At 65.1% G+C, this 26,460-nt stretch carries 49 protein-coding genes; 3 read left to right on the top strand and 46 right to left on the bottom strand.

Annotation, left to right across the window (positions count from 1 at the left end):
• Positions 1–68: 68 nt before the first annotated feature.
• The 45 genes from ACNI14_RS06975 to ACNI14_RS06755 form a co-directional block, all read right to left on the bottom strand.
• The gene (locus tag ACNI14_RS06975) at positions 69–593 is read right to left on the bottom strand and encodes a phage tail tube protein (RefSeq protein ID WP_420519237.1); all 525 of its coding nucleotides are present in this window, start codon (positions 591–593) and stop codon (positions 69–71) included.
• Positions 590–817 (bottom strand): hypothetical protein, encoded by a 228-nt coding sequence (locus ACNI14_RS06970; protein ID WP_420519236.1) that lies wholly within the window; start codon positions 815–817, stop codon positions 590–592. Before ACNI14_RS06970 ends, ACNI14_RS06975 begins: the two co-directional genes overlap by 4 nt.
• A gap of 8 nt (positions 818–825) precedes the next feature.
• Positions 826–1,275, bottom strand: a complete 450-nt coding sequence (locus ACNI14_RS06965) for a hypothetical protein (protein ID WP_420519235.1) — start codon at positions 1,273–1,275, stop codon at positions 826–828.
• Complete coding sequence (locus tag ACNI14_RS06960; RefSeq protein ID WP_420519234.1) at positions 1,275–1,658, bottom strand: hypothetical protein; 384 nt, start codon at positions 1,656–1,658, stop codon at positions 1,275–1,277. Before ACNI14_RS06960 ends, ACNI14_RS06965 begins: the two co-directional genes overlap by 1 nt.
• On the bottom strand, positions 1,655–2,050 hold the full coding sequence (locus ACNI14_RS06955; RefSeq protein WP_420519233.1) for a DUF6093 family protein: 396 nt from the start codon (positions 2,048–2,050) through the stop codon (positions 1,655–1,657). Before ACNI14_RS06955 ends, ACNI14_RS06960 begins: the two co-directional genes overlap by 4 nt.
• Positions 2,047–2,631 (bottom strand): hypothetical protein, encoded by a 585-nt coding sequence (locus tag ACNI14_RS06950; protein ID WP_420519232.1) that lies wholly within the window; start codon positions 2,629–2,631, stop codon positions 2,047–2,049. Before ACNI14_RS06950 ends, ACNI14_RS06955 begins: the two co-directional genes overlap by 4 nt.
• Before the next feature lie 10 nt (positions 2,632–2,641).
• The gene (locus tag ACNI14_RS06945; RefSeq protein WP_420519231.1) at positions 2,642–3,493 is read right to left on the bottom strand and encodes a P22 phage major capsid protein family protein; all 852 of its coding nucleotides are present in this window, start codon (positions 3,491–3,493) and stop codon (positions 2,642–2,644) included.
• 15 nt (positions 3,494–3,508) lie between these two features.
• Positions 3,509–4,180, bottom strand: coding sequence for a phage scaffolding protein (locus tag ACNI14_RS06940; protein WP_420519230.1), 672 nt, complete (start codon positions 4,178–4,180; stop codon positions 3,509–3,511).
• Positions 4,181–4,230: 50 nt separating this feature from the next.
• Positions 4,231–5,259, bottom strand: coding sequence for a hypothetical protein (locus tag ACNI14_RS06935; RefSeq protein WP_420519229.1), 1,029 nt, complete (start codon positions 5,257–5,259; stop codon positions 4,231–4,233).
• Positions 5,260–5,262: 3 nt separating this feature from the next.
• The gene (locus ACNI14_RS06930) at positions 5,263–6,705 is read right to left on the bottom strand and encodes a phage portal protein (RefSeq protein ID WP_420519228.1); all 1,443 of its coding nucleotides are present in this window, start codon (positions 6,703–6,705) and stop codon (positions 5,263–5,265) included.
• A gap of 17 nt (positions 6,706–6,722) precedes the next feature.
• The gene (locus tag ACNI14_RS06925) at positions 6,723–8,357 is read right to left on the bottom strand and encodes a terminase large subunit domain-containing protein (protein ID WP_420519227.1); all 1,635 of its coding nucleotides are present in this window, start codon (positions 8,355–8,357) and stop codon (positions 6,723–6,725) included.
• Positions 8,354–8,812, bottom strand: a complete 459-nt coding sequence (locus tag ACNI14_RS06920) for a phage terminase small subunit (RefSeq protein WP_420519226.1) — start codon at positions 8,810–8,812, stop codon at positions 8,354–8,356. Before ACNI14_RS06920 ends, ACNI14_RS06925 begins: the two co-directional genes overlap by 4 nt.
• Positions 8,812–9,105 (bottom strand): hypothetical protein, encoded by a 294-nt coding sequence (locus ACNI14_RS06915; RefSeq protein WP_420519225.1) that lies wholly within the window; start codon positions 9,103–9,105, stop codon positions 8,812–8,814. The genes ACNI14_RS06920 and ACNI14_RS06915 overlap by 1 nt, the downstream gene beginning before the upstream one ends.
• A 1,133-nt stretch (positions 9,106–10,238) precedes the next feature.
• Positions 10,239–10,865, bottom strand: a complete 627-nt coding sequence (locus ACNI14_RS06910) for a hypothetical protein (RefSeq protein ID WP_420519224.1) — start codon at positions 10,863–10,865, stop codon at positions 10,239–10,241.
• Positions 10,862–11,080: a hypothetical protein gene (locus ACNI14_RS06905; protein ID WP_420519223.1), complete on the bottom strand. Its 219-nt coding sequence runs from the start codon at positions 11,078–11,080 to the stop codon at positions 10,862–10,864. Before ACNI14_RS06905 ends, ACNI14_RS06910 begins: the two co-directional genes overlap by 4 nt.
• On the bottom strand, positions 11,077–11,271 hold the full coding sequence (locus ACNI14_RS06900; RefSeq protein WP_420519222.1) for a hypothetical protein: 195 nt from the start codon (positions 11,269–11,271) through the stop codon (positions 11,077–11,079). The genes ACNI14_RS06905 and ACNI14_RS06900 overlap by 4 nt, the downstream gene beginning before the upstream one ends.
• A complete protein-coding gene (locus ACNI14_RS06895) occupies positions 11,271–11,825 on the bottom strand; it encodes a hypothetical protein (protein WP_420519221.1) in 555 nt (184 codons plus the stop codon). Before ACNI14_RS06895 ends, ACNI14_RS06900 begins: the two co-directional genes overlap by 1 nt.
• Positions 11,822–12,166: a hypothetical protein gene (locus ACNI14_RS06890; protein ID WP_420519220.1), complete on the bottom strand. Its 345-nt coding sequence runs from the start codon at positions 12,164–12,166 to the stop codon at positions 11,822–11,824. Before ACNI14_RS06890 ends, ACNI14_RS06895 begins: the two co-directional genes overlap by 4 nt.
• The gene (locus ACNI14_RS06885; protein WP_420519219.1) at positions 12,163–12,408 is read right to left on the bottom strand and encodes a hypothetical protein; all 246 of its coding nucleotides are present in this window, start codon (positions 12,406–12,408) and stop codon (positions 12,163–12,165) included. The genes ACNI14_RS06890 and ACNI14_RS06885 overlap by 4 nt, the downstream gene beginning before the upstream one ends.
• Positions 12,401–12,625: a hypothetical protein gene (locus tag ACNI14_RS06880; protein ID WP_420519218.1), complete on the bottom strand. Its 225-nt coding sequence runs from the start codon at positions 12,623–12,625 to the stop codon at positions 12,401–12,403. The genes ACNI14_RS06885 and ACNI14_RS06880 overlap by 8 nt, the downstream gene beginning before the upstream one ends.
• A gap of 41 nt (positions 12,626–12,666) precedes the next feature.
• Positions 12,667–12,915: a hypothetical protein gene (locus tag ACNI14_RS06875; protein WP_420519217.1), complete on the bottom strand. Its 249-nt coding sequence runs from the start codon at positions 12,913–12,915 to the stop codon at positions 12,667–12,669.
• Positions 12,912–13,163 carry a hypothetical protein gene (locus ACNI14_RS06870; protein WP_420519215.1) on the bottom strand — a complete coding sequence of 84 codons (252 nt, stop codon included), beginning with the start codon at positions 13,161–13,163 and terminating at the stop codon, positions 12,912–12,914. Before ACNI14_RS06870 ends, ACNI14_RS06875 begins: the two co-directional genes overlap by 4 nt.
• On the bottom strand, positions 13,160–13,831 hold the full coding sequence (locus ACNI14_RS06865; protein WP_420519214.1) for a hypothetical protein: 672 nt from the start codon (positions 13,829–13,831) through the stop codon (positions 13,160–13,162). The genes ACNI14_RS06870 and ACNI14_RS06865 overlap by 4 nt, the downstream gene beginning before the upstream one ends.
• The gene (locus ACNI14_RS06860) at positions 13,828–14,049 is read right to left on the bottom strand and encodes a hypothetical protein (RefSeq protein ID WP_420519213.1); all 222 of its coding nucleotides are present in this window, start codon (positions 14,047–14,049) and stop codon (positions 13,828–13,830) included. Before ACNI14_RS06860 ends, ACNI14_RS06865 begins: the two co-directional genes overlap by 4 nt.
• 696 nt (positions 14,050–14,745) lie before the next feature.
• Positions 14,746–15,111, bottom strand: coding sequence for a hypothetical protein (locus ACNI14_RS06855; protein ID WP_420519212.1), 366 nt, complete (start codon positions 15,109–15,111; stop codon positions 14,746–14,748).
• Positions 15,112–15,366: 255 nt separating this feature from the next.
• Entirely contained in the window at positions 15,367–15,837 is a 471-nt protein-coding gene (locus ACNI14_RS06850) for a hypothetical protein (RefSeq protein WP_420519211.1), read from the bottom strand.
• Complete coding sequence (locus ACNI14_RS06845) at positions 15,834–16,247, bottom strand: single-stranded DNA-binding protein (RefSeq protein WP_420519209.1); 414 nt, start codon at positions 16,245–16,247, stop codon at positions 15,834–15,836. Before ACNI14_RS06845 ends, ACNI14_RS06850 begins: the two co-directional genes overlap by 4 nt.
• A 160-nt stretch (positions 16,248–16,407) precedes the next feature.
• Positions 16,408–16,884: a WhiB family transcriptional regulator gene (locus tag ACNI14_RS06840; RefSeq protein ID WP_420519208.1), complete on the bottom strand. Its 477-nt coding sequence runs from the start codon at positions 16,882–16,884 to the stop codon at positions 16,408–16,410.
• Positions 16,885–17,080: 196 nt separating this feature from the next.
• The gene (locus ACNI14_RS06835; protein ID WP_420519207.1) at positions 17,081–17,326 is read right to left on the bottom strand and encodes a hypothetical protein; all 246 of its coding nucleotides are present in this window, start codon (positions 17,324–17,326) and stop codon (positions 17,081–17,083) included.
• Positions 17,327–17,452: 126 nt separating this feature from the next.
• A complete protein-coding gene (locus ACNI14_RS06830; RefSeq protein ID WP_420519206.1) occupies positions 17,453–17,608 on the bottom strand; it encodes a hypothetical protein in 156 nt (51 codons plus the stop codon).
• Positions 17,605–17,934, bottom strand: coding sequence for a hypothetical protein (locus ACNI14_RS06825; RefSeq protein WP_420519205.1), 330 nt, complete (start codon positions 17,932–17,934; stop codon positions 17,605–17,607). Before ACNI14_RS06825 ends, ACNI14_RS06830 begins: the two co-directional genes overlap by 4 nt.
• Before the next feature lie 128 nt (positions 17,935–18,062).
• The gene (locus tag ACNI14_RS06820) at positions 18,063–18,221 is read right to left on the bottom strand and encodes a hypothetical protein (RefSeq protein WP_420519204.1); all 159 of its coding nucleotides are present in this window, start codon (positions 18,219–18,221) and stop codon (positions 18,063–18,065) included.
• A 17-nt stretch (positions 18,222–18,238) separates the two neighbouring features.
• The gene (locus ACNI14_RS06815; protein WP_420519203.1) at positions 18,239–18,487 is read right to left on the bottom strand and encodes a hypothetical protein; all 249 of its coding nucleotides are present in this window, start codon (positions 18,485–18,487) and stop codon (positions 18,239–18,241) included.
• The gene (locus ACNI14_RS06810) at positions 18,484–19,035 is read right to left on the bottom strand and encodes a hypothetical protein (RefSeq protein ID WP_420519202.1); all 552 of its coding nucleotides are present in this window, start codon (positions 19,033–19,035) and stop codon (positions 18,484–18,486) included. Before ACNI14_RS06810 ends, ACNI14_RS06815 begins: the two co-directional genes overlap by 4 nt.
• Positions 19,032–19,466 carry an HNH endonuclease signature motif containing protein gene (locus ACNI14_RS06805; protein WP_420519201.1) on the bottom strand — a complete coding sequence of 145 codons (435 nt, stop codon included), beginning with the start codon at positions 19,464–19,466 and terminating at the stop codon, positions 19,032–19,034. Before ACNI14_RS06805 ends, ACNI14_RS06810 begins: the two co-directional genes overlap by 4 nt.
• A 23-nt stretch (positions 19,467–19,489) precedes the next feature.
• Entirely contained in the window at positions 19,490–20,170 is a 681-nt protein-coding gene (locus tag ACNI14_RS06800) for a lambda exonuclease family protein (protein ID WP_420519200.1), read from the bottom strand.
• A gap of 196 nt (positions 20,171–20,366) precedes the next feature.
• Entirely contained in the window at positions 20,367–20,753 is a 387-nt protein-coding gene (locus ACNI14_RS06795; RefSeq protein ID WP_420519199.1) for a hypothetical protein, read from the bottom strand.
• Positions 20,750–20,986 (bottom strand): hypothetical protein, encoded by a 237-nt coding sequence (locus ACNI14_RS06790; protein ID WP_420519198.1) that lies wholly within the window; start codon positions 20,984–20,986, stop codon positions 20,750–20,752. Before ACNI14_RS06790 ends, ACNI14_RS06795 begins: the two co-directional genes overlap by 4 nt.
• Positions 20,987–21,008: 22 nt before the next feature.
• Entirely contained in the window at positions 21,009–21,320 is a 312-nt protein-coding gene (locus ACNI14_RS06785) for a hypothetical protein (protein ID WP_420519197.1), read from the bottom strand.
• A 199-nt stretch (positions 21,321–21,519) separates the two neighbouring features.
• The gene (locus ACNI14_RS06780) at positions 21,520–22,038 is read right to left on the bottom strand and encodes a hypothetical protein (RefSeq protein WP_420519196.1); all 519 of its coding nucleotides are present in this window, start codon (positions 22,036–22,038) and stop codon (positions 21,520–21,522) included.
• Positions 22,035–22,193, bottom strand: coding sequence for a hypothetical protein (locus tag ACNI14_RS06775; protein ID WP_420519195.1), 159 nt, complete (start codon positions 22,191–22,193; stop codon positions 22,035–22,037). Before ACNI14_RS06775 ends, ACNI14_RS06780 begins: the two co-directional genes overlap by 4 nt.
• Positions 22,190–22,438, bottom strand: coding sequence for a hypothetical protein (locus tag ACNI14_RS06770; protein ID WP_420519194.1), 249 nt, complete (start codon positions 22,436–22,438; stop codon positions 22,190–22,192). Before ACNI14_RS06770 ends, ACNI14_RS06775 begins: the two co-directional genes overlap by 4 nt.
• A gap of 88 nt (positions 22,439–22,526) precedes the next feature.
• The gene (locus ACNI14_RS06765) at positions 22,527–22,853 is read right to left on the bottom strand and encodes a hypothetical protein (protein WP_420519193.1); all 327 of its coding nucleotides are present in this window, start codon (positions 22,851–22,853) and stop codon (positions 22,527–22,529) included.
• On the bottom strand, positions 22,850–23,074 hold the full coding sequence (locus ACNI14_RS06760; protein ID WP_420519192.1) for a helix-turn-helix domain-containing protein: 225 nt from the start codon (positions 23,072–23,074) through the stop codon (positions 22,850–22,852). The genes ACNI14_RS06765 and ACNI14_RS06760 overlap by 4 nt, the downstream gene beginning before the upstream one ends.
• Positions 23,071–23,382 carry a helix-turn-helix transcriptional regulator gene (locus ACNI14_RS06755; RefSeq protein ID WP_420519191.1) on the bottom strand — a complete coding sequence of 104 codons (312 nt, stop codon included), beginning with the start codon at positions 23,380–23,382 and terminating at the stop codon, positions 23,071–23,073. The genes ACNI14_RS06760 and ACNI14_RS06755 overlap by 4 nt, the downstream gene beginning before the upstream one ends.
• Positions 23,383–23,459: 77 nt before the next feature.
• Here ACNI14_RS06755 and ACNI14_RS06750 point away from each other — a divergent pair, with 77 nt between their 5' ends.
• Together ACNI14_RS06750 and ACNI14_RS06745 are read left to right on the top strand one after the other, a co-directional pair.
• The gene (locus ACNI14_RS06750; RefSeq protein WP_420519190.1) at positions 23,460–23,867 is read left to right on the top strand and encodes a hypothetical protein; all 408 of its coding nucleotides are present in this window, start codon (positions 23,460–23,462) and stop codon (positions 23,865–23,867) included.
• Between the two features lie 75 nt (positions 23,868–23,942).
• Complete coding sequence (locus ACNI14_RS06745) at positions 23,943–24,389, top strand: ImmA/IrrE family metallo-endopeptidase (RefSeq protein ID WP_420519189.1); 447 nt, start codon at positions 23,943–23,945, stop codon at positions 24,387–24,389.
• Here the strand turns inward: ACNI14_RS06745 and ACNI14_RS06740 are convergent.
• Positions 24,339–25,550, bottom strand: a complete 1,212-nt coding sequence (locus ACNI14_RS06740) for a tyrosine-type recombinase/integrase (RefSeq protein ID WP_420519188.1) — start codon at positions 25,548–25,550, stop codon at positions 24,339–24,341. The two genes, ACNI14_RS06745 and ACNI14_RS06740, sit on opposite strands and share 51 nt — an antisense overlap.
• Positions 25,551–25,744: 194 nt before the next feature.
• Here ACNI14_RS06740 and ACNI14_RS06735 point away from each other — a divergent pair, with 194 nt between their 5' ends.
• On the top strand, positions 25,745–26,440 hold the full coding sequence (locus tag ACNI14_RS06735) for a LytR C-terminal domain-containing protein (protein WP_420519187.1): 696 nt from the start codon (positions 25,745–25,747) through the stop codon (positions 26,438–26,440).
• Positions 26,441–26,460: the final 20 nt, after the last annotated feature.

Here is a 26,460-nt window from a genome sequence, read left to right as displayed (position 1 = left end):
TGGGCCTCAACGGGTGAGGCCCACCCCGCGTCGCTCCCGTGGAGTCACGACGCGGGGTGGGGGTCTAGTTAGACGCCGGAGACCAGGACGCCACGCGAGACGGCATAGTCGCCGGGCAGGCACGTGACGTCCTTGGCGATGTACGTCTCCTCGTCAGCGACGGACTTCGCGCGACCGCCGATGATCTCGAAGTAGTCGTACTCGTCGCCGGCTTCCAGAGCGCCATCGGTGACGATCTTCGGGCCGCGATACACGCCGACGCGGATCGTCTCACCCTTCGCGCCGAACGTGTCGAGTGCGATCTCGAAGTCCGAGGTGGCGTCAGGCTGCTGGGTCCCCGGGTCGAAGTCGCGGGCGATACGAACGTTCGCGTGCCAGTTGTCCTTGCCGGGGCGCTGGCCGTTGCCAAGCGCGTTGATGACCGCGAACGCGAACGTGGCCGGGTCGTCGAAGTCGATGTCCAGCGGCTTCACAATCGCGCCAGAGTGGTCGGTCGCGCCGGACCACTCGGTCACGGTGATCGCAGCCGGGTCTGCGGGGCGGGTGTCGAACACGACGACACGCTCGTTGCCGTCCTTGATGAACTGGGTCATGAGGTCTCCTCATTCAAGCCCTCGGGTGAGGGCGTGTCGGTGTGGTCGGTCACCGATTCGGCAACCTCGGGTGAGTCCACGGGTTCCCGCTTGGCACGGGAAGTCTTGGTCGGCAGCTTCGAGACGTAGCGGCCGTTCGCGATGCCGGGGTTGTCGACCCAGCGGCGGGAAACGTAGGTGCGCTCACCCGTGGTGGCGTCATAGGCGCTGATGCGTTCAGACATGAGTTCTCCTAGAGCGGGTTGGCCGAGTAGCGGTACGAATCGGAAGCCCAGAAACGGTGCGGGGTCACGTCACGGTCCACGGTGTGAATGCCGGTCGGACCAAGGTGCAGGTGCGTGGTGTAGCCCTCGACGACAGGTCGTGCGCCGCCAACCGGGTCCAAGGCGGTGCGGACCTGCTCATGAACCCACCGCGACTGACGGTCGCTCGTGCCCACGGCCTTGACCTGCACATAGGACGAGATGTGACGCCGTGTGCCGTTGATCGTCATGGACGTCTCGGGCATCGTCGGCGCAGAGAGGATCACGTAGCGGTCGGGGAGAGTCCAGGCTTCGCGCTGCTCGGCCGTCCACTCAGCGGACCAGTCAGCCGGGTCATAGTCGGGACGGTCGGCCTCGGTCATGTAGACGTGAATGCCGGCAGGGATCAGAGCCGCGATGGCTGCGAGGTGGTCGCGCATCAGATCAGACCCTCAAGAACATCGCCCAAAGCCTTCTCAAACTTCGGGGCTTCCTCATCGAGCGCTTCCTGCGGGTCACGGACAGTGCCGCCGCCGCGAGAGGTTCCGAAGTAGGCGATGTTGGCCAGGTTTCCGGGCTCGCCCTCTCCGTGACGCGGGCCGATCTCAGCGGAAAAGCCGTCACGTTCGGCGGCCACGTCGAAGTCAATAGAGCGGGCGATGCTCCTGAAGTGAAGCGAGTCCTGCATGTCCTCGCGCATGGCGGCCTTGACGTTCACCGCGCCCTTCATGACGACAGCGCGCACTAGGGGAGCGGCAACAGCGCCAGCCTTTGCCAGATCGCTAGAGAACGCACGGACCTGCGAAACGTCGGTGGGCATCACTGCACCTCCTCGACGGGAAACTTGCGGGCCGTGCGATACGTCTTGGGCGACCGTGCGGCGATACGCACCTTCGATCCCACGAGTTCGGGGTCCATGCGCGAGGCGGTACACACGGCCTCGTCATCGGCGCGAACGTCGGCGCTCGTGTCTGTGAACGGAAGCTTGAGATGCGAGCGCGTCACCGTAAACGAGTGCCCACCAGCCTCGGGGGACTGCTCGTGCGACTCGAACGTCTGCCACTGGCCAGGGCCGTCGTAAACCGTGGTCGACACGTCCTCGTAGTCGCCCGTGGTGTCGTTCCACGCGGGCTCGACGCGGTACACCGTCCACGTGTCCGTCATCTGACGCTCGGCAGCGCGACGGCCGCTGCGGGTAGCGCTGGTGGCGCTCATGCCCGCTCCTGCGTTACGTGCACACCGCCGCCGAAGCGAACAGATAGCCAAGCACGCGTTCCTTCCGGGAGTTGCATCGGGGCCACAACCTCGTCAGCGCCGCGCGTGAACGAAATCTGGTAGTCGTCGATCCGCTCTGACGAGACGCCCCGCCTCGGGTCATATCCATCCTCAGCGCGTACCATGCCGGCCGCGACGAGCGAGCAGACGAGATCCACGATGTCGGCGGGGCATTCATCAACGCCCTGCGTGTAGGTGACCGTCAGTTCGGGCGGGTCGTAGTCGTCTCCCCATCCGGCGGGGCGAAATAGTGCGGCGTCACGCAGACGCCAGTCTGACGCCGCCGACCCATCCCACAGCACGGACGAGACATTGCGGACGGCCCAGCCGGGGAGGCCGATGGATCGCCGTGCGCCGCCGTCGAGTGTGATGGTGCCCGTGACGGCGGTGATGGAGCACCCGGCCCCCTCGCGCACGCCAGCGGACGCGGATGCGAGCAGGGCATCGGCGAGGTCCATGTCGGACGTGTCGATGCGCCTGGCGTCCAGATCGGCCGTCGTGGCGAGGGGGGCGAGTGCCATCAGTTACTCCTTAGGAGGCGGTGAACGCCGCGATGGCGGTCGAGCGAACGGGCTTGCCGCCGTACACGTGCAGGCCGCGCAGGCGGTCGGCGAACGTGCGCTCCGCACGCATCGCCTCCGTCTCGGTCACCTGCGACACGAACGCGTAAGCCGAGGTGTGCCAAGCGATTGCCTGCGGCTTGGCCACGTTCGGCAGGTTCTCCGACTGGTAGACGGTGAACCCGAGAATGCGGCCGAGCGTCGCGTCGCGCAGGCCAGCCGGAGTGCCCGACGTGTCCACGCTCGTGATCTTCGACTCGTGGTCCATCAGCAGCGAGACGTACTCGGCGTTGATCGCGAGCACACGCTGAGCCTGAGGAACCTTGGCCTTGTCCAGCGCCTTCTTGAGGTCGCGGATCTTGTTCCACGCCTGCACAGGGGTCGTCATCGCCGAGGCGGTGAGCGGCGAGTTCGCCGCGTAGAGCTGAGCGAGGATGAACTTGTCCGCGTCCTCCACCAGTCCACTTGCGGCAGACTGCGAGAACGTCTCGAGGCTCCCCGCGGCCTGCGCCCGGTCGATGTCATCGATCAGGAAGTCGAAGGACTTCTCCTGGTCGATGAGCAGGTCCACCTGAGTGGTCGACACGGTGTCGGGGGCGGTGGTGCGGGGAATGGGCTGCGGCGTTGCCTGATCGTCCATGACGACGCCGGTCTTGTAGTCCTTGATCTCGACCGGGACGCGAGTGGTGACCTTGACGGTGTTGCCCTTGGTGGCATCGCCGGTGTAGTCGGAGTTGGTCAGAGCAGCCGCGACGGCGCTCTGCTGGAACTCGGCGAGAATGCTCGCGTTCCAGATCTCTGGGATGAAGTTGGTGACAGCCATGATGGCCTAGTCCTTTCAGTTCTTGCCGAGGAGGCGATCCAGGCGACCTTCACGGCGCGCCTTGTCGATCTCGGCATGGGTCATGGTGGAGAGCTGGTCCTTCGTGACTTGCCTGGGGCCGTCGTTGCGAGGGCCAGAGTCCGAAGACCCGTTGAACCTGGGACCGTCTTGCACGGCCAGGTACGACTTGCGCTCGGCGAGACTCTTGAGTGCCGATGCGATGGCGTCGGTGTCGACGTCGCCGTCCTCGGTCACCTCGAAGTCATCGAGGTCGAGGAACTTGAATGCGTCCTCGGGGTCTGCGAGGACGCCCTTGGCGGCGGCCTTGATTTCGGCCTTGAGGTAGCGGGCGCGGAACTTCTCTTCGCGCTCCTTCTCGGCCTTGCGCTCGGTTTCCCACTCGGCCTCGCGGCCTTCGGCTGCGGCCTTGAGTCGGTCGCGCTCCTCCGCAGCGGCGGTGGCCTTGGAGTTAGCCTCCTTGACCTTTGCCTTCATGGCGTCGAGGGCCTTCTTGCCCTTGTCTCCGAGGTCGTCAGCACCCTCGGGATCAGGCTCCGGGGGGTCGGTCGCCTCGGGTGCCGGGTCTGGCGTGGGCGGATCGGCGGGTGCGGGATCGCCGCCGCCGGGTGCGGGCGGGTCGTTGAGGATGAGCATTCCGGCGCGCGTGAGCCAGTCGAACTTGAGCATGGTGTCTCCCGTTGCGGGTTACGTGCCCACCGCTTGCCGGTGAGCGAGGTCTAGAAGGTGCGCGGCGTGTAGCCGAGCCAGCCGAAGTCGCGGAGCATCTGCTCGGTACGTTCTTGGCTGAGATTCAGAGAGAAAATGCTCTCTGGCATGAGCCGCGGTGCCACGACCTCCCGGTAGCGGCCACCCCGACGTGCGGTCGCGGACAGTGCGCGAACTCGGGACATCTGCGAGTAGGCCACGCCGCGAACGGTCGTGCCCTCGGTGGTGTAGCGGATCGTGCGCCCGTACTGTTGAGCGGTTTTGATGCCGCCGGAACGTCGGTAGGCGTTCACGAGCTGCGTGGAATCGGCACCGAACTCTCGATATGCACGCGCGTTGGCTTTCGACCCGAGCGCCTTCTGTAGCCCCTTCTCGTCCAGCGAGTCGAGGTAGGCGTTCGGGTTGGTTGTCAGGTCTCCGGCGATGTTCTCGGCAGCGGGGATGTGCACGCAGTCGCAGCGAGGGTGGCGCTGAAAGCCTGCATTCTTGCGATAGAACTTGCCCGCCAGGATGATGCAACGGCCACACGTCTCGCCCTGAATCTGACGGATATAGCCAGACACCGGGCGCGCATAGGTCGACGCACTCTCAGCACCTCGAGCCGTGTCGGCCACGAGGGTCTGCATCGCGAGGGCGAGAAACTGACCGCCGGAACGCTGCGCCTCACGAACGGTTGCGCCTGACGAGATGGAGTCCTTGGCGGTTGTGACCGCTCCGTATGCGAGGGTCTCGGTCGGGCGACCGTCGCCCGCTGTGCCTACCCACTGGCGCGGCTCAATCTCGAAGCGTGGGCGGTTCGCACGGGACTGGCCGGTTGCCTCAAGAACGTCCGGAATGTACGACTGAGCGCGTTCGGCGGCTCGCAGTTGCGCGCCGTTCATCGTGGCGATCATCTGCGGTGCGACCCGCTCGAATCCTGACGAGAAATCGTCGCCCACACGGTTCCACAGCCGCGACATGCGCTCGGTGGTTGTCTCGATCTCGCGTCTTTGGGCTGCGGCGTACTCGCGAGCAACGGCCGGCGTCGCCTGGAGCGCCACGGGCTACTCCGCGGGAGCGTCGGCGGGGGGATCGGTCGGCATCCGCTCGAAGCCGCCCATCTCCGCATCGCGCATCTGGAGAATGCGCGCAATCTTCGGCTGCGAGTACCCGTAGCGGGTCTCGAGGACCGCCTGGAGCGGAATGCCCACCTGCACGTCCTTAAGGGCCGCGTCAGACACCTGCGAATCGGAACGCACCTCAGGGTTAGACCACTGAATCGTGCCCAGCGCACACTCACGAGCGAGCGCCTTCTGATCGCGCACCAGGGCCATGAGGGCGAACAGTTCGCGGGTCGGGCGCTGGTAGAACTTGTGCGCCTCCCTGACCTTCGCAACGAGCGGGGCGTCAAGTCCGGTCAGCGTCTCGCCGTTGACATTCCCGAGCTCGCCGTGAACCAGATAGATCGGCGTGCGCGTCTGTGCCGCAATGTGACGCACGGCCACGTTGACGACCTCGAGAAAGACGTCCAGCTTCGCGGCGTCCCACTGGTCGATCTGGACGCCCTGGCCCGTGAGCCACAGCATCCGGCCCTTGGTGAGCGCGTCAATGTCCACCGGCTTGGAGCCAATGACATCCCCGGCGTCGTTGAGGATCGGCACCTTGGGCGGCTCAGCCCCGGTGACTACCCGGCCAGGCATCGACGCATAGTCGGCGGCAACGAACAGGTACGCCCACAGCATGTTGATCGCGTCCTGCATCGCGGCGGTTCCTGCGATGTCGGACATCGGCTCACCGCCCAGCGTGGGACGGTTCGCGAACTCCACGACAGGCACGACGCCCAGCGGATTCCTCACGGGCCACGTGTCGTCAGTGTCCGGCTGGCGAACGGTGAAGTTGGCGCCCATCGAGCCGGGAACAATCAGTCCCGCGCGCGTGCGACCGTTGGTGACCCCGTAGGCGCGACGCTCCCACTTCCACACAGCCTCGGGCTCATAGAGAGTGATGAACTCCATGTCGCCGTCCGTCCACGCCTTGAGGGCGTAGCGGCGCTTGCGAGGGTTCTCGACGTCGTAGTCGACGATCATCTGCGACGGGGATTCCCACGTCAGCACCGGCTCATCGTCAGGGTCGCCCCAGACGAGCGCGAACGACCGCTTGGAGACCGTGGAGGCCAGGAAGCCCTGCGACGCCTGCGCGGGACCGTCGTTGCGCTCCCAATCGGCCCACAGTCCGGCCTCATCACTCGAAACCGGGTCCACGTCCTTGCCGACGCGAAAGCCGGTGATCTCGGTGCGCTCGCCAGGAGCAGAGCCCACGACGCCGCACCAGTTGTCCGAGAATCCCTGGTAGCGCTTGGCGTGAAACTTCTTCCACTCGTCAGTCGCGAACACCAGCGGCTGGTCGCCCAGGTAGTAGGAGTTCAGACGGTCAATCTCGGCGCGACGCCCCGCGAGCGTGTTAAGGAGACTGGTGGCCTTGGTGAGGGCTGCGTCAGCGGTGAGCATTGACCCTCCTCGGGCAGTCAGTAGTAGACGTAGTTCGGGCTTTCCTGGCCGGCACCCGAGGCGACCGCATCGAGGTACGCCTGCCAGGACAAGCCGCCGGCCATCGCGTAGTCGATCTTGTTGGGCGAGTCATGACGCTCTTTCGTCATCGACCACATCGGGATGCCCTCGTCGTCCACGACTTTGGCGTCGCGCTTCTGCGCGTGTCCGATGTGTGATGCCATGACGGGATCGCCGTCGTTGAGGCAGTCGCCGCCACGAATGGCCTGGTCATAGCGACGGCACATGTACGCCGTCTTGAGCTTGCCGCGCGAGTCCGTGTAGAACTCGAGCACGTGCTTCTCGCCGTAGCGGCCCTTCCAGTCGGACACGAGCTTGTCGTAGCCCATCGCGGGGTCCACGTACATGCGGGCCACGTTCCAGCGGTCAAACGCCTCGCGAACCTTGAGGTCCACGTCGTCCGGCAGGACCGGGTTGTTCTCGTCCGGCTCCCACAGCGCGAAGGCGTGCTGAATGCGAGTGGAAAGGTCCGTGACGACAATCGCCGTCGTGTCCTTCCAGATCGACCCATCGAGGCCAATGGCGACCGTCGCACCAGCGTTCGGACGGGCCGTCTCGCGCGCATTGTCACGCCACGCCTGAACATCGAACGCCTGCGCATCGGCCTGCGTCCAACGGTTCAGCCACGTGCGCTCGAGGTAGCGAAGATCAGCGCCAGGGCGATCCCACTGCTTCGCAATACCGCGCAGGTCCGACCACTCAGCCACAGCAGGGCCAGACGCCTCACGAACGGCCTCAACACGGCCCTTGAGCGTCGTTAGGTCGTGATTCGGCGCGGCCTCGCGGTGAAAGTAGAACAGCTCGGGCTCGTCGACCTCACCGCGGGCAATAGCCTCGGCCTCGTCCTTGTCCTTCTCGGCCACACTGCCTTGACCGGGAACGCCAGCCGTGGTTACACCCAGCGACCACGGGTCATCGAGCGGGCGCTTCGGGAGATTCGCCTCCATCGTCTCGTAGGCCGAAACCTGCGAGGGAAGCGTGAGACGGTGCGTCTCGTCGTAGAAGTTCATCGTCGTGCGCGCGCCGTCACGAGCGTTAGGCGTCGTGGCAAGCGGGACGGCCTTGCCGTCAGCGCGTCCATTCGCACCGATGCGGACAATGCGCTCCATGGTCACGTCGAACAGGTCGGCGTCGGGTCCTTCGGTGCATACCGTGTAGAGCACGCCATAGGCGAGTTCCATCACCTGCTCTTGCGTGTACGCAAGCATCGGGATATACGGGTCACGCACGGGGCGCCCAACCGGCTGCCACACGCCATCGACCTTGCGCCAGCCGTCGAAACGAGTCTCGCCCTCGGGGTGTAGCTCGGCAAAGGTGATCCAGCCGCCGAACTCCGTCTTGGCGGTACCCTTGCGCCACGAAAAGCGCACACGACGGTGACGGCGGCGACCCTCGAGATCGTGGCCCTTCGGATAGACCTCGTAGGCCTTCCAAATGGCGGCACGCTTCTCGTCGTCCAGTGCGGCAGGCTCACCCTTGAGTGAACCGGGACCGAACACTGCGCGCTCTTCGATCAGGTCGCATATCTGACCGCCCAGAGACGGCCACGGCTCAGCGTCGGGGCCATCGTCAGGGACGATGAACGTGCTCATACCGCGTGCAGGGTCGCGCGGGTGTCACCCTTGCCGGAACGTCGAGACGCATCGGTGGTCGAGCGGCGCTTCTCGCCCTTGTCGCGAGCCTCTTCGGTCTGTTCGATCTGCCATTCGAGGCGGCGTCGGTCGAACGGCGTGAGTCCGAGATCCTTGCGCTGCTGCCGGTACTCAGCCGAAGCCTGCTGACGATCACGGGGGGTCTCAGCGCGCCACACGTCGTCATAGATCATGGCGAGCAGGTAGACGTTGTGCTGGTCCGAGTCGTCCCACTCAGGAGACATTGGAGACGCCCACACGTCAGCCCACCACTTGCGGGTCATCGAGTGCCAACCATCGTCGCGGTCAGGCAGCTCGGGCGCGGTCGTGTCGTGGTCGCGGCTCAGGGTTGAGCGGGTCGCAGACTTGTTGCGACGGGCGCGCAGGCTCGGGTCCTTCGGCGACGGGCCAGGCATTAGAGGCCCCGAGGTGCGGCACTTAAGCCGCTGTAAACGTCACCAGAGCGGACCGCCGCCATCGCCTCACGGCGAGCGCGGGTCTCTTCGCGGATTGGGGCGACAGATGCGGTCCTGCCAGTGCGACGCTCAAAGTCGCGCAACTGAGCGCGCACTTCATTGAGCTCGCCGATAATCTCGGACTTCTCGCGCTCGGAGCGGTCACACCGCTTCTGCCACTGACGAGAGCGGTACTTCCAGTACCCGATAGTCCCGGCTTCGATGTCGCTGGGGATCGAGTCGATGTCGGTCATGGTGCCTCCTTGCCGCGTTGCGCGACGTGTGTGACCCCCATTGCGGGGATCGAAGGGGATCGAGCGGCCACTCGGACGATTGCCACGCCCCCGGCCAGCTCTAACTGGTGCGGGGGTCTTTACTTGGGCTTGGGGATCGAAGTCCCCAATTCCGTACAGAACAAAACCGCCCTCCCCGGCGGTCTTGGACGGGAGTGGCCAAGGGGCATCCCCCCTGGTAGACATGACATTGCCAACGCTTGACCTTATTGACTCAAGCGTGATCAGTCGCGCGCGTTCCAACCGCTTGGCTTCGTTCGAGCCGTCTTGCGGTCGTGACACTGAGCGCATAGGCCACGCCCACGTGCTGGGTCGTTGGGATCTAGTCCTGCCTGCACTAGGTCATCCCGTTCATGGGGCCAGTGGTCAGCCACCGTTGAGGGCTGGGCACAGATGCCGTTGTGCACCCGACCGCAGTCACCGGGGCATTGGCAGTAGGGGTGCCTGGCTAGCACCTGGGCACGGAAGTACCTATGCCCTCGGGTTGAGTACGGGTTGCCATCGGGCCTGCGCTGCCTGTCTGCCTCCGCCGCACAGCTCGGGCACTTGCCTGTGCCTGCGTGGAGGTTGGGGCAGTGGGGACTCGAGCACACCCGTAGACGTGCCGGCATACCTAGTCCGTCTCTGGCCACTGCTCGTCGTCATCCATGACGCCTGCCTTGGTTGCGATGGGTGGTGCATCCCGCTTACGAACGGCCCGTGTCTATGCCTCGAAGGCGTGTTGGTGTGTGTGCCGAGTGAGTGCGGGAAGAGTGTGTGCGGCGAATGGTCAGCCGGCATGACAAAGCCCCGGCAGCGGGTGGCTGTCGGGGCTTGTCGAAGTGCTTTGCAGACACTTCTCTACCCGTCAGAATGACACGGGTGTGATTCGTTGTCAAGTAGTGCTTCTACGTCGGCGCGTCGCCACCACATTCGACCGTGTGCACCACGTCTCGCAGCCACTATCCCGGAGTGTCCGAGTCGCCTTAGTGCGGTGCGTGTTGTGAGCCCCATGAGCCTCGCCACGGTGTCGGTGGTGAGCAGCGGTTGGCCTCGCTCGTGCGGGTATGCCTCACGAACGTGCGCCGCCCTCTCGTCGCCTAGTCCGCGTGATCTCATTTGTGCGTTGCCACCCATCGCCGAACCATGGGCAACATCTCCACGAGGATGGTGTGCTGGGGGTTGATGGAGCAGCGTGCGTCTTTGCCTCGCAGGTGGTCGAGGGCGAGGTCGTAGGGCACTTCTTTGTCGCGGTCGATGGTGATGCGGTAGAAGCCTTCGCAGTCCTCTTGGCATTTCTCGCCCGTGTCGATGGATACGCGGCCACCAGGATCAGCAGCCATCTCGAGCGTGTTGTGCCACTTCTCGACGTCTGACTCGAACTCGTAGGCCACTTGGGCGTCGTCTCCGTGGGTGAAGAATCCGATGTGGATTCGGAGCCATTTGACGAGCGCCACGACGCTGTGCCCGGTGACGCCTGTCCTGCCGGCGTCGTCGAGCATTCGGGCGTATGAGCGCACGTCACTGTCGATCTCGTCGAGGATGCGTGACAGTGCCACGTTGACGATGTCGGACAGGTCGTGCACGCCGCCGCCTGTGGTGTAGTCCTCGAGGGCGCCGGATGCGGCTTGACCTGTGGCGAGGTCGATGGCTGCGGGGTAGAGCTTGATCACTTCGTCGATGTGGTGCTGGATGATGGCCGCAGATGGCCTCTCGCTCTTGCCGTGCACGTTATCGGTCATGCTGGCTCCTCAGCATCGTTGATGATTGCGAATGTCACGGCCTGCCCCTTGCGACTCTTGGGCGTGGGCGTCTCGGCCAGTCGTGCCCATCGCTCACGGGTTGCGTCGATGCGGTCGGCTTCCTGGCGCATGTGGTCGCTCATCCATGCCGGGAAGATGCCGCTCGGGGAATCTGCCGCTGCTCTCAGGTCGTCGGCCAGGTTCGGGTCGGTCATGCTGGATCCTTCGTGTCGATGGCTCGGTAAGTGCTTCCGGTGATGCGACTGTCGAGCCAGGCCATGCACAGCGCCGACCAGCGCCAGCGGTAGGTGCTCATCTCGATCCACTGGGCACCTGTAGAGAACTCAGTGCGGTATCGGCGCGGCGACCGACGCTTGGGCTTCTGATAGGTCGCTAGGACTCGCATCACGCATCCTCACTCTCGGGACTGGGCCGACATGAGTCCATGCCGGTTTCGGCGGTCTGGGCTGCTTTTCTCATCCGCTCGGTGTCCATCACGTCATCGAGCGCTCGCGACACGGCTGCGGCTGACTGTCGTTTGAGCCCACATGCCCAGCACGCGCATCCCTCGTGCGGCCCGGCGAACAGGTGGTGGTCATAAGGCTCGTCGGAATCTGCCGCCTCTGGGCCGCTTGTGTCCGTCGACGTGTGTGCGGACGGATTCTGAGCCTCATCGCGTGAGAGACCCCGAGAATCGCCGCTGGTGGGGGTTTGCGGGTTGTGGGCGCCCTGTCGAACGAACTCGGCGAGCTGGTGGTACTCGTCGTCGTCGGTGTGGTCGCTGAATGAATCGAGCCAGTTGGCCATCAAGTTTCGTTCCAGCGCGACGGCATGGGCGGCGTCAATCTCGTGCGCGCTCACCCCCACGATGGCCTCGGTGCAGTCGACGCCATCCATGAGCGCGTCCAGCGTCTCGGACTCATCGGGTGGATCAAAGCGCCCGTAGTCCCGCGCACTCATTCCGCACCCCCAACCCGAGCGGCCGATTCGACGGCCAGTTCGGTTGGGCACGGGTAGATGACAGCCGGGTAAGCGTCGCCTCGAGTGCAGTGCTCGCACGCCCCTCGGTCGTCACCTGGCCAGCGAGGCAACTCGCGCTTGTGAACCGTCCGCACCGCCTCCACCACCGCATCGCGCTCACGGGTCAGGCGTTCGTCTTCACGGCGTAGGCGCTCGATCTCCTCAGCCGACGCGACCAGCAGCGGTTCCTCGCCGGTCTGATACCACTTGGCGCGCTTCGAGGCTTCACGTAGGAGCGCGGGCAGGTCGATGGCGTCCAAGTCCAGGCTGTCGGTGCTCATGAGCGGTCCTCTCGTTCGGCGCGGTGATCCTTGGTCCATGCCAGTGCGTTGCGAAGAAACACGACCGTGTAGACCAGGGCCGCGATGATGAATCCGTATTGCTCGGTGACGATGGCGTAGGCCATCCACAGCGCCTGGCACGCGAGGTTCACGTACCAGGACCACCAGACGCGACGACCGGCCAGGATGAAGCCGGTCACGCCCACGGCGGTCAGTAGCCAGTCCCACGGGAAGTCACTCATTGCCAGCCCCCTCTCGTTCGGCGGCTCGGCGGTCGGCGCGAGCTCGGAGCCAGTCGGCGGCGGCATCGTCGTCGCGTCCGTCGATCTCTGCCACCCACGCTGCCGCATCCCGCAACGCCCCCTCTGCCGCCTCACTGGCGATGCGGGCGAGGGCTGCGTCCAGCGCCGCCATGTGCTCGTCCATCGACCGATGCGGGAAGTGGTCGCGGCGTGCCATGCGCCACACTTCCTCGATGGTCGGCTCAACCGACTCCCCGCTCACGACTCGCCGCCAGTGAGGAGTGCTGCCTTGAGTAATGCCGCCAGTGTTTCCGGGTGCCACTCGTCCTGGTCGTCGATCACGCGAGCGAACGTGGCCTCGTCAATGGACTCGAACACGGCGCGGGCGAGCGCGGGTCGGGCATCCTGTGGTGTTCCCAATGCGACGGTCGCCACGTTGCCGTAGTTGTCGACTTCGGTGATGCGCTCGATGGCCTCAGCGGCTCGTTCAATCGGTGACTTGCTCATAACTCGCCCTCCATGGGCTCGGTGATGGGTTGGGCGGGGGGTGTGGTGCGTGTCGAGCTGACCCACATGCACCCGTCCTTGGATCGGTCGGCGTGGTAGTCGGCCGTCGATCCGCAGTTGGCGCACCGGGTCGGGTTGGCACGTTCCTCGGCGGCTTTGATGTAGATGCGCTTGAGGTGGTCGGGGACCTGTGACCAGTCGCCACCGGGGTAGTGGGCGACGTACATCGCTGCGGCTTCGGTGGTCATGACGCCCTCCGAAAGCCAGCCGCGAGGATGGCGTCGGCGGTGTCTAGGTGAACCTCGTGCGCGAGGCAGGTTCCGCCGTCCGTGTGTGTTGCTCGACAGATCAGCCGTGCCAGTGACTCGCGATCATGATCACTAGCGAGCGCCATTTTCGCGACCTCGCCCCACGCGAGCTGCACGGTGCGGAACTCTTCCTCGGCTCCGGATGCGATAGGCAGTCCAGCCACATCGAGCACTTGGCGCACGACCATGAGCGACACCGCATCGCACTCTGGGCAGTCATTCGGGACTTCCGTGTGCTCTTCGCTGTCGTGTTCCTCGCATGGGAAGCGCACGGTCTGAGCAACCTGGACGGCGCTTACCGAGGCGCGAGTGACGGGGGCGAGGACTGTAGCGGGGAGGTAGTCGGAGACGATCCTTTCATCGCCGAACGTCTGCACGCCCTCGGTCTCGCACACCATGCCGCCGGGGGCAATGAAGCCGGGGAACCGTTCGGCATCGAGGTCGCGCAACTCTTCGACCGTGTTCACGACCGCAGGCGCATTCGCTACCTCATCGCGTTCCAAGCGGTTGGCTTCCGTGTAGGTGACGTACGAGACACCGTTGACGTAGACGGTCGGCATTTCAGTGGCGACGCCCAGTGGGTAGTTGATGTTCAAGATGTCGTTCATGACTCATATCCTCGTATCTCTCGCTTGAGTTGTTCGATGCGCTCGTTGCGGGCGCGTTGGGGCATCTCGATCAGGTGCCGGTATGCGGACACGTAGGACGCTGCGGTTAGGCGCACGCTCTCCGCGTCGCCGTTACGCAACTGGTCTTCGATCTCGCCGGGGTCGTGAGGGTGCGGCCAGCACATTCCGTCGAATGAGACGTGGGAGGTGGACTTCATGACTCCACTCCCAACACATCGAACAATCCCGCGGTTATCCACAGACGACCCCAGGTGCAGGTGAGGTACTTGCCTAGGTGATTTATTTCCTTAGCGTGATTCATCTCGGAATCCTTAGTGGTTCCTAGGGGTGCGAGATTCCGCACCCTTTAGGTGCGAGTTCTCGCACCCAACTTCACGGGAATCTGCACCCTGGTGGGTGCAGGAATCCGCACCCTGGGCAGATGGATCGAGGTTGAGTCGGTACACGGCGCGGTGCCCCATGCGACCGTTATCCAGGGCCTCGATAGCGCCCTCTTTCTTGAGGGTCGAGAGTGCGTCGTAGGCAGTCCTACGAGTGCGCCCCGTCAACTCCACGAGAGCGTCCTCCCCGCCGAACCACAGGCGCGGTGGTCGACCCTTCTCTGAGGAACTGTCGAGCGACTGGAGCGCCATCCCAACAAGGAGCCTGAACGCGGGGTGCGGGAGTCTGGCCCACATCGCATAGCAGGCGGATACGTTGCGCGCCCCCATCAAGGCACCGCTCCATCGCTAGGCGTGGGGTGCGTTAGTCCGGTAGGCTTCATCTCAGCCCCTTTCTGCTGATACCAGAAGTGCGGGTCAGGCCCTCGAGTGTGTTTCCAGCACCTCGGGGGCTGTCTATATTCTCCCACGTATTCGCGACATTAGCGAACTTTGGCGACTGCATTTCCCGCCTCATTCCTGGCCCCTGTTCAGCAGCTTCACAACGTCATCGACAGTCATTAGCACCCACTGCTCACCGGGATTAGTCACCCCGCGTCGCTTGGCCACCACAAATCCCAATAGGGCGTCGTCGTTCCCGGCTTCGATCTGCGCTTCCTGAATCCATGGGCCAGCCTGAATGCGACCGCCGTAATCCTTGGCCTCGATGACTATTGAGCGCCCGTGGAATCTGACGCCCGCAATATCGCCGCGGTCCTTGGCACCGTGCTTTACGCGCCGGTCGATTCGGTCGTCGTCGAGTGCGCCCTTGAGGTAGTCGGCTACCTGGCGTTCGAAGCGTGACCCTGCGGCCTTGGCTGATGCGCGATTCCTACTCATCAGCACCTCCCCATTCCTCGCCCGGTCGCAGCGCATCGAACTGTCGTCGCGCCAACCTGTCGTCTGCCGTGAGTCGCGCGTTCGGGTCCACGACGATGCCCCAGAGCCGTGCACGGTCCCGATCAGCCCTCGCCTGTTCCCGGTCGCGGTCCCTGGTTCGTGGGCACTGGGGGTGGTCGATGGCTGCGGCGATGTCCTGGTGACAGTTGGGGCACTGGGTTGGCCGGATGGGCATAGGTGGGCGGGTTGGCGGGGTCATGGGGCGTCCGTCAATGCCCGCGCTTCGATGATTTGGTCCTTGGCTATGCGGTCGGTCCATGAGTAACCGGTCTCGACGGCGACGCTCTTGGCGTTGACCTTGACCACCCGGTGCCAGCCGTACTTGTCGCGTACTGCGTGGCCGGGGCGAATCTCGCTCAAGTCGAGGCGTGACCGTGATGCAGCATCGGCCTCCTCGCTGGCTTTCTGACGCTCTAGCCTCTCCAGCGTTGATCGCTCATCCACGACGACCTGCGACAACTGAGCCTCAGCCGCGTAGGCGTTGAACCTGCGCGCATCGGCCTTGGGGTTCGGCTTGCGACGGATGCCCGACAGGATCGCGGAGTCGTAGTTCTCGAGACCTCCCGGAGTGTTGGCCCGAGAGCGAGACTCGGCCTTGGCGAGCGCCTTCTCGGCCGATGCGAGTCGATCCCGTGCGGCCTCGATGCGAGTGTCGATGTCTCTCACCACCGTGGCTCGTCCTCTGCGCTCGGCGCGGGAACGTTGCCCCACGGGTCGTTGCTGGCGGGCTGGGAGGTGGGTGTGGGTCGGGGTGTCGACTGTCCGCGCGGCTTCTCGATGCTCATGGACTCGGCGCGGATGGTGGTGTAGACCTTGCCGTCGTGCTCGCGTGAGCCAAGCGGGCCGGTGACAGTGACGCGCGTGCCCTTGTGGAGGCGGTCGGCGTAGAACTCGGCCATGTCATCCCACACGGACACGTCGAACCAGAGCGTCGGGCCGGCGTCAACCCACTGGTCGCCGTCCTTCTTGCGAGGCGTGTATCCGAGGCTGAATCCGACGACGGTTCCAGAGCTGAGGGCGTTCACTCGGGGGTCGGCGCCGAGGTTTCCGGTGATGCTCAGGGTGTTATTGTTCATGCTGCGATTCCTCTTTCGTTGATGGCGTCCATGAGGTGGACGTGGCTGGTGATTCGTTGTGCTCGTCTTGATGCGATGGCGAGGCAGGTGCGGCATAGGAGTTCCCAGCGCCAGTCGCCACAGTCGGGGCATCGGGATACGTCGCGTTCGTCGTCGGCGCTCATGACTGGGCCTGCAATACGGCGGCGTCCAACTCGGCGCGCTGTTCTTCGATGAGCCCTTCGAGCTCGGCGACGCGTTCAAGGTCGGCCGCGGGGTCGGGCTCAGTGACCGTCTTGCGGCGTGGCCTGGGCTTGCGAACCGAGGCCGCATCACGCCTGGCCTCGCGCTCCAACTTGGCGACAAAGTAGCGACGTTGATCCCTGAGCCGCTTGCTTGATTTACCTCCCTGGCGCGAAGTGCCCTTGTCGAACAGAACGCCGCCCCAGACACCGAACTTCTCCCTGCGTTCGAGCGCGCCGGCAAAGCAAGCGTCACCGGATGGGCACAGGCCGCAGAGAGCCTTCGCCTTCTCGACGGCGGGCTTGTCGGTCGGGTTCGGATACCAGATGTCGGGATCTTCTGAGTCCTTGCAGACCGCGTTTTCATCCCAGCGTTCGGAGTCAGGTCCAGCGGGTGCGTGGTGGTCGAATCGCACGGGGTTTGGTCGTCGGGTTTGCATTAGAGCAACGTCCTTTCTTTCAGCGAGTCGAACCAGGCATCGCAGGGGCAGGGGTGCGGCTGTTCGTGGACCCAGCACAGGCCCTTGGGTGCGTCGCAGGTGCAGCCGCATGAGCCGCCCGTGCACAGGTCGTGAGCGTCCTCGGCGCACATGTCACAAACTTCGGCGGGGGTCATCGCAGCACCTCCCCGAACGGCGTCGGTCGTCCGTCGTCGTCGATCCAGCGGAACGGCGTCGAGGGCACGAGCGCCCATGTGGACCTCATGCCTGTAGCCGCCTCATGAGCCTCGATGAAGCACGACGGGCACGCAATGGCGCCCCGGTACAGGGCCGTGTTCCAGCGGTCGGAGTCCACGTGCCAGCTCGGGTTCGCGCCGCCGCAGATCTCGCAGGTCGCTTGTGGGTCTGCGTCACTCACAGTCAGCCCCCTCAACACACGCATCCACGTCAGCCCCCATCACGAGCGCACCCATGACCCCAGCGAGGTATGCGGCGGTGAACGTGACAGCGACTGCGGCTATGGCGGTGGTCAGGGCGCGCTTGCTCATGACTCACCCCGCAAGTCCATCGCCCACACGATCAGCCCGAGCGCACCCAACACAGCCCACGCACCGAGCACCACGTACCAGGGCGCACCGGCAGCCATTGCGGCACCACTGGTCAGGCCGACGATGGTGGCGGTGACGGTTCGGGGAGTCATGGCTTCTCGCCCAACTCGGCGGCGAACTCGACCAGGTATCGGTCGAGCATCATCCACACAAAGTTCGGGCCGCTCTGGTTCAGGGCCTCGAGGTAGCGATCTGCCGCCAACGATGAGCCGTCGTAGTAGCAGGTTGCGCCGTTCAGGTATTCGCAAGCGCCCGTCTCGTGCTGGTACTGGTGTTGCGCGACGGTCGCGTGGTGACCTATGTCGTAGGCCATCGGGTTGCCCCAGTGAGAGCGGGGCGTGAGGTCGTGGTAAATGCCGGTGGAGTAGGTGAAGTTCACGGCGATGGGGCCGGTGTGGTGCTGGCCGATTGCGACCATGCTGACCATCTCGGATGCGATGCCGTGATTGCGGCCGTCGCCTCGCGGATAGCCGGGACACCCCTTCGAGCGACATGCGCCACGGGGGCAGTCGGACGGTGGGCGGGTGACGGTGCGGTGCTCGATGCTCACTTCGCACCCCCGAACGCGTACTCGGTGACCTTGCAGTCCTGGCAGCAGTCGAACGTGCGACCCTTGCCAGACCCGCGTGACACCTGAATCCCGCACCATGCGCAGGTGTACTTCTTGGGGTCGGGGCAGTAGGGCTTGACGGTCGTGTGCTGCATCGTGCGCGGGGTTGGCATTAGGCACCGTCCCGGATCGAATCCCGAACTGCATTGGCGACTCGGTCGATCGCCCTTCTAGCCACCGCCACGTCGACGTAGGTCTCGCTAGTCGGCACCGGGTTTGCATCAAGTGCCGCCTCGAATGCGAGCGAGATTCGTGCGCGTTCCTGGCTCACGGCGATGTCGATCATGTCGCGCAGGTCGGTCGTGACGCTCAGGGTCGTGCCCGCATTCATTCGACGGGGCGACGTGTGCCGCGTGCTCACGACGCACCCCCCTCAGTCGATGCGGCCGTGAGTTCGCGTCCCCGTGCCTCGATCTGTGCGCGGCGTTCGGGGCTGGCGATCTTCCACCAGTCGCGGAGTTGAACGTCATCGGTGCACGCAGCAACCTCGGCCTCGGTGGGTTCGGTGGGGGCGTCCTCTACTTTGAGCGGCTGCACGGTGAACATGGCCGACTTGCCACGCGAGACGAGCAGCGGCACGGCCTTGGGCTTGTCGATGTGCGACATGGCCTCGATGCGGGTGCCCATCACGCGGTCCTTGCCGAACATCACGGACTCGTCGCAATAGAGCCTCACGGACCTGCCGACGTACACCGATGCGTCTGTCCCCCAGCACGCGGCGAGCACTCGGCGCATCGACTTGCCCGGCTTCCAGAGGCGCGGGAAGCCGTCGAACGAGATGTGCACCGGCTGTTCCGCGTCGCCCTGCTTGACGCCGGAGATTCGGAACGTGCGGGGCGAGCCCGCAAGTTCGACCGCATCGAGCTGCGTGCTATCCGGGGCGAGAGTGTCGCTAATATCCATGGTCATGCCTCCTGCTTCTGCTTGGCTGTCAGTCGCGTCCTAGTGGCGCTCTTGCATTCACGGCACATTCGATGCCCCGTCGACGGGACGATGTAGAGGTTTTCTCCCGACAGCGGGTGCCCCCGCAGGCAGTGGGTCTTATTGGCGTTACCGTGCGACCGGCGCACGTTTTCTAGGGGCGTCACAACCTCCAGGTGGTCGGGGTTGACGCACTTGCGGTTTCGGCATAGATGGTCGACGTGCATGCCTTTGGGTATGGGGCCGACGTGATACTCGTATGACCAGCGGTGCGCCGACGTGCGTCCATGCCCCTCCCGCCGTGAGCCCCCGGCGAAGAAACTCCCGTAGCCAGCGCCCGCCTCGCCTGCGAGCCAGACGATGCAGCCCGAGTCGGTCAGCGCGATCTTGTCTGCGAATCGGTCAAGTGGGCTTCGCATTACATATCCGTGAGGGAGTGACATCAAGACACCTCGATATCTGCGTAGGGCTCAATGAGCTCGGGCACGGTCATCCCCGCCGTGCGCTCGTTGTAGGTGGCGATGTCCGCGCCGGCACGGGCCTCGAAAGACATCACGACGTCCTTGATCGCCTGGTGCCACTCGGGGTCAGGAAAGATGCGCTTGACGTAGGGAGCCATGCCGCCCGGCCACGAGATAAAATCTGCCCACTTGCGGCCCGTGACGAGAAAGCCCGCCTGCACTTGGGCCATGTAGGTGTTCGGCATCTCGTCGGCGAGGACCGTCTGCAAGTGGCTCTTGTGTCGCGGGCTCTTGATCTCGATGAATCCGTCAGTGCCCACCAGGCCGTCAGGTGAAAACCCGAGTGAGCCCCAGTCCTCGTCCATGCGAACGAAGCCGCACTCGACCACCTCTGCGTGCTCGCGTGAGTACCAGTCGCGGGCCACGATCTCGGCGAGGTTGCCGCGTGCCATGTCGTCGTTGGTGAATGTCGGGTACACGTAGCCGGTGATGCGCTCGGCGATGAGTTCCCAGACGACGGCGCGGGACTTGTCGTTGCTCGCGGCCTTGATGGTTGACGGGGTGACGAGCTGGCCAACGACGGACGCCGTGACAATCCCGCGCCTCGCCTCGTACCACTCGGGCGACTTCTGCTCGAGGTCCATGTAGTAGCGGGTGGTCATGAGCGGGCCTCCGTCTCGGATGGCTTCACGGTCATGCCGTCAATGGCCCATGTTGCGAGTGCTTTGAGTAGGTCTTGCGGGTAGTCCACGGCCTCGGGTGTGCCGACGAAGTTGACGCCGTTTGCCCTCGATACGCAGACCTCCAACTTCGGCCCGTACTCGGTGTGCTCCAGTGACGCGCTGGTGACCTTGGCCATTAGGAGAGCACCCCCCGCAGTGCCTTGGCGCACGAGTTGTGCACGTCCCTGGCGGTGTAGGCGCGTTGGGATGCGGTCCACTTGTAGTCACTGTCTGAGCGATCCTTGGCGGCGTCGGCAGCTTCAGCGAGTTCGTCGGCCTCGCGTTCGTTCTTCCGCGCCCATTCCTCCCACCCGTCAGCCAGCGGCATCAGGGCGGTCAGGGTGGCGCGGACGGCAGGGAGGACGGCTTCTCGGATGGCGTGCTTGCTCATGTCGTCGCGGTCGTCCCACGAAGGAATCGAGGCATCGGGAATCACTGCAAGTTGGCGCTCGGCCCAGCGTTCGTGATGGTCCCTCGCCACGCTCTCGACGATGGCGGTCAGGGTGGGGGCTGGGGTGGTCATGAGTCGTACCCCGCAACCGTCCTGCGAGCGGCGTCCATGACTTGCGACTCGGACGTGAACTTCTCGCCCTCTTGAGTTTGCGCCGCAACGTCTCCAACGAAGTCGCCATCGACATAGAGGAACGCCGACAGTTCGTTGCGAACGCTCCCGTTCTCCGGGTCGCGGGGCCAGTCCACGTCGTAGGTGATATCGCCGTGCGTGATGGTCCCGATGGTGTCTGTCTCGTTGCTCATAGCCCCTCCAGGCGTGTTTGGTTCAGATCGGGTAGTTGCGTACGTCGCGCGGGTTCGCGTCGTCGCCACAGGTTGTGCAGTCGAGCTCTGTGCCGAAGTGCGCTGACCTACGCAGCAGTTCGTTGACGATGGCCGTGCACTCATCGCAGGCAGCCGCTCGGCAGGTCCCATGCACGAACACGGTCGAGGCGGGCGCATGTCCGCATCGCTTGGCCGTGCACCTCGCGTCGTCGCCCACGTGCTCATCGACGGCGATCACGAACGCGTCAATGGCGTCCTCGGCCTCGATGTCGTAGGGGGCGTCGGTGATGGGGACTTGGGCTTGCTCGGTCATAGCTTCCTCCGGTCTGGGTCTGTTGCGTGCCCGTTGAAGTGGTCGTGCAGGAACTTGGAGCGCCACGCCTCCTCATACGACATGGGGCCGATGCGACCCTCACCAGCCGTGACCATGAACGCGCCGTGACCGTGGCAAACCTCGGCCGGTTCGCTCGGGTCCAGGACGCGACGCTCATGGATCGTGGGGACGGCGGCGGTCATGAGAGCACCCGCGCAGGGAGCAGCTCGAACGACAGGAGTCGCGACCGATAGTGGCTGCCATGGGAGTACCAGTCCCCCCGCACCTTCTGCCAAGCGCGTTCGCCGTGCATCACTACGGAGCGGTCGGCCAGCGCCTCCAACCCCTCGACCGTCTCCACGGCCACAGGCTCAGGAGTGGGGTAGCGACGGAAGCCAGCGGCGAGGATGGCGTCAATGGCCGCGCGATCATCGAAGAACGGGTAAGGAGAGTGCGGGTCTTCGGGGTCTTCCGTCCACACGCCCTCTGCCTGCAACGCCTCAGCCAACGCCTCCCGCTCCGAGTAGCCGGGGTCGGGGGACTCACCCCTCGCGGCCTCGTGGGCTTCGATGGCGGCGCGCATGTTCTCGCGCCACACGATCTTGCTCGCCTCGGTGCGCAGTTCATCCCATGCCGGGACGCTCGGGCCATTGGGGGGCATGGCGAGTCGGTGCGTCTCGTAGGCCATGCGCGCTAGGGATTCGGTCAGATCGCTCATGCGTTCCTCTCAGCCCGCTCGTCAGCCGTAAGCCACGGCTCGGTCATGGGCGCCTCAGTGGCAGGGGTGGGGATCGGGCCAAGGTCGGACTCGGTGAGGCCGACGTGCTCAGGGGCGATGGCGTCGATCAGGGCGGCGGTGTTGAGGGGCCTCATTTCGCGGCCTTCCACTCGGTGCCTTCGACGCCCTTGGTGACCACACGCACGTCCAGCCGGGAGCACTTGGGGCACGTGAACTTCGGGCCGTGAGTGCCGTCCGGGTGCGTAAATCCGGGGGAGTAGGGTGCCGACACCCAACCGCGCGGCAGGTCGGCTCCGTACAGGCGACCGTCGATCACGGGCACGTAGCGCGACTTGCGGCCACAGGACTCGCAGACGGCGCGGGCTTCGGTGGCGCTCATCGCCGACCCCTCTCGTCGCGGACCTCAGCCCATGCGGCGAACACGAGGGCGAGGGCCAGGGCGGCAAGGGCGAGGGTTGGGGTGGGGATCATGAGGCACCCCCCGTGAGTCCGCGGGAGATTGCACCCAGGGCAGACGACTCCATGGCCGCGCGCATCATGTCCCGGGAGTTGGCGTACCCAACGAGCCGCGCTCGCTCCTCCTTCGCCGCATTGCCCCTCTTGGACACGACGGCGAAGTACTCGACGAACTGAGTCCACTCGTCGCTCTCGCCGTGGCGGTAGTCGAGCGAGTGCACGGGGATTGCGTGGCCGAGCATCTGCATGGACGCGACAAGCCGAACGACGGCCATGCCGATCTGATACGCGTCGTCCGCCGTCAGCGGCACGGGACGGGCTTCGGGGGTGCTCGTCATGGCCGCCTCCTGCCGACAGCGGTGGTCGAGCGCGAGGTGCGCTGGACGATGCTGTCTGACTCGGCGGTGGACTCGAGGAACTTCTCTACGTCGGCGTCGGTGAACCGCAAGAAGCGGCCCATCCTCCTGTGGGGGATCTCCTTGATGTGGAGTCGGACCCATGACTCCTTCATGCCGATGCGCTCCGCAAACTCGGCGGGCGTCATCGTCGCGGGGCTCACTGCCCTGCTCCTGCTGCGAGTTCTGCGCCGGGGTCAACCTGCCCCGCCCCGGCGTCGAGCCTCCTCCTTCTCTCGGCGGCGGCCGTAATCTCCGAGGCGGTGGTGCCGAGAATGGCGGCCACCTGCCACAGCAGATCCGGCGAGAACGGGGCTTGTCCGTTTACGCGAGCCGAGAGTGTTGCCCTCCTGACGGTCAGAGCGTCAGCGACGCTCGTCACGGTCACACCACGCGTGACCGCAATACGAGCCTTGACCTCATCGGCGACTGCCTGGTCGAGGCTCGTGTACTTAGGTGAGTACGTTGACATGGCTTCACTGTACCAAGGTGAGTACGCCTGTCAAGCCCTATGGCCAAAGTTGTGTGAAAGTAGGTACAGTGAGCGGTATGAATGCGAACCGAAAGCCCTACGGGCCGTTCGATGACGCCGTCATGGACGTGATCGACGAACTGCGAGGCGACCTATCTGGCCGCACCGTCGCCATGAAGTCAGGCCTAGGCCACAACCGCACAGCCACGATCCTTCGACGCGGCACCCCGCCACCGACCGTTGGCGAGGTCGAGGCGCTGGCGCTGGGTTTCGGGAAGCTCGCGTCAGAGATCATCGAACGAGCGGAACAGTCCGAGGCCTTCTCGGGTCGCGCCGAGCACCTGCGCCGTAGCGCCGCCGTCGACGACCTCGCCTCCGCCCGCGCAGACAAGGAAGCCATGATCGACCGGCGACTCGAGAACCCCGAGCACCACGCGGCGCTCACTACACGGATCGAGCCGACTGACGGTCAAGACTCGCCCTAGGGGTCGTGTGGAGTTTCTCTCATTTTTGGGAGCGTCCCGCCCTCGATGTCGGCCATCACTGGTACACCTACCAGGATGGAGAAACTCATCACGGTGGCAGAAGCAATGGGGCTTTACGTCGGATTCCGTGACCTAGGGGAGGTCAACGGCTACTACCTCGGGAGCGACTTGGTGGTCGTCAACTTCCGCAGGTCTCTAAGGGCGCAGCGCGTGACGCTGGCCCACGAAATCGGCCATTGGCACCACGACCACGACTGGTCGGTGAGCCACGACAAGGCTCGGGACGAGCGCGAGGCCAACGCCTACGCCGCGCGCCTGCTCATACGACGCGACGACTACCGCATGGCAGAGGCGATGGCAGGCCCGAGCGTCGCTGGCATCGCGGAGATCCTCAACGTAACCCCCGAGCTCGTGCGAATACGTCGCGAGGACTTCGCGAGGGACGCTGCAATCGCAGAGGAGGCAGCTCGACTAAGCCTCGATCTCCCCGACGACCTCCACGATCTCCCCGCCGCCCATTGATGCGGTCAGCGCCGATGCCGCGGCCTTCATATGCGCGGGCTCAATGTGCCCGTATCGGTCCACGGTGGTCTTGATCGACTCGTGTCCGAGGTACTGCTGAACCACGGGCAGCGTCACTCCTCGAGCGATGAGCCATGATGCGCAGGAGTGCCGGCAATCGTGCGGCCGGGGGCGCTTGCCTAACGGTTCGGTAGCGGGCACTCGCCACTCGGGTCGCGCACGGCCATTGAAGCGCTCATTGCCGGCGTCGTCTCGCGGATAGCCGCCGTTGGCATAGTGGATGGCCGGCTGCCACACCTGCTCATGGAAGTTGTGAGCGCGCCAGGGCAGACCCGTGGGTGTCGTGAAGATGTAGTCGCTCGGCGCTAGCCCCTGGACTGCGGCGTCGAAGATGTCTGCCACCTGATCCGCGACGGCCAGCGTGCGGCGTGAGCGCAGGGTCTTGACGGCCCCAGATTCGCGGGCCGATGTTCCCGTGTACTTCCATGCGCGCGAGATGGTGATGCGCCGCGCGGACTTGTCCCAGTCCTTCGCCTGCCACGCCGTCGCCTCACCCCAACGCGCCCCGGTCCCCGCCAGTACGCGCACGAGGTCGCGAGCGTCTGGTCGCACGTTGACGAGGAGCCGTTCGAGCTCGGCAGGCGTGAGGAAGGTCATCTCGCGCCGCTCGGTTCTCGGCAGGCGTGTGCCGTCGCAGGGGTTGCGGTCGATGTGCTCGGCGTGCATGGCGGTGCGCATGACGGAGAACAGGAGCCCGTGCTTGTTGGCGATGGTCTTGGCTGACTGCCCCTCGGCGGTGAGGCGCTTGACCCATTGCGACACGGCGTCGCGGGTGATGAGGTTCAGTGGCACGTCGATCATCTCGGGGAAGTCAACCTCGAGCGAGCGCCGGTAGCGATGCAGGGTGCCCGATGTCACGCCGGTCAAGTGCTCGACGTGATGCTCGCCCCACTCGCGCAGGGTCGGCACGGCCTGGGAGTGCTGGCGTTCGGCGACGACCTCTAGGGCGCGCTCGAGCCCCACCTTGTCGATGAGGCTGACCATCGACTCGGCGCTGCGCTGCGTGAGGTGCATCTCCGACGTCTGCCGCCCATTGAGGCGGTAGAGCACTTGGTAGACGACGCTGCCGTCCTTGCGGACTCGTGGCCTCCAGGACGCCATAGCGACCCCTTTCGTGTTGACCGCGTCAACATGTACCCATGTTTTCATGGAACAATGACTGTCATTGACCTAGCAACGCCGAGCGTATCGGTGCTGGTAGGTCGGCAAATGTCCTGGTTGATGGGGCAACCCCTTAGCGGTTCGAATCCCCTATCCTCCGCCAGTAGTCCGTGCCCATGTCGAGGTGGATGCCCGTGAACCCTGCGCAGACCGGTCGCGATCCGGCCCGCCGCAAGGCCGTGCGCCGCCACCGCCGGGAGCGTCAGTTCGTGGTCTTCGGCATCGCCCTGATCGCGCTGGCCACTGCGGCGTTCGCGGCCGCAGCCATCTATCGAGGAGACGTCGAGGGTCCGTTCGACCGTGCCTTCACCACTCCCGTGGGCGACTTCGAATCGGACGTCACGCTCGCGTGCCCGCCGTCCGGGGCCACGCCCCTCCCGTACGAGGAGGTCGTGGTTCGCGTGAACAACGCGACAGGGCTGTCCGGCCTCGCGGGGACCACGGCGGACACGCTCGAGGGCCGGGGGTTCCTGGTGGTCGATGCGACCAACTGGAGCCGTGACTACAGCGGGAACGTGCGGATCCTCTACGGCGCGCCGGGCCTGCGGCACGCCTACACGCTTGCCACGCACTTCGACGAGGTCGACCTGGTACTCGACACCCGCACGGACGTGACGGTGGACCTCGTCCTCGGCGAGCGCTTCGGCGATGCCCCGCAGCTGCGTGAGCTCCTCTCGCCCGAGGTCGATCCCGAGGTCGCGCTGTCCTCGCGCGGTGAGTGCCTGCCGGTCAACGTGATCAACGCGCAGCCCGCGCCGCGGACCCTGCCCGAGAACCCGCTGGCAGAGGCGAGCCCCTCGCCGTCGCCGTCGCCGTCCGCGGAAGAGTAGGCCCGCCCACCAAGTCTCCG

Source organism: Demequina pilifera (genome assembly GCF_048814985.1).
GTDB lineage: Bacteria > Actinomycetota > Actinomycetes > Actinomycetales > Demequinaceae > Demequina.
The sequence above is the reverse complement of the archived record's forward strand: the minus strand, read 5'-3'. Positions and strand labels throughout refer to the sequence as shown.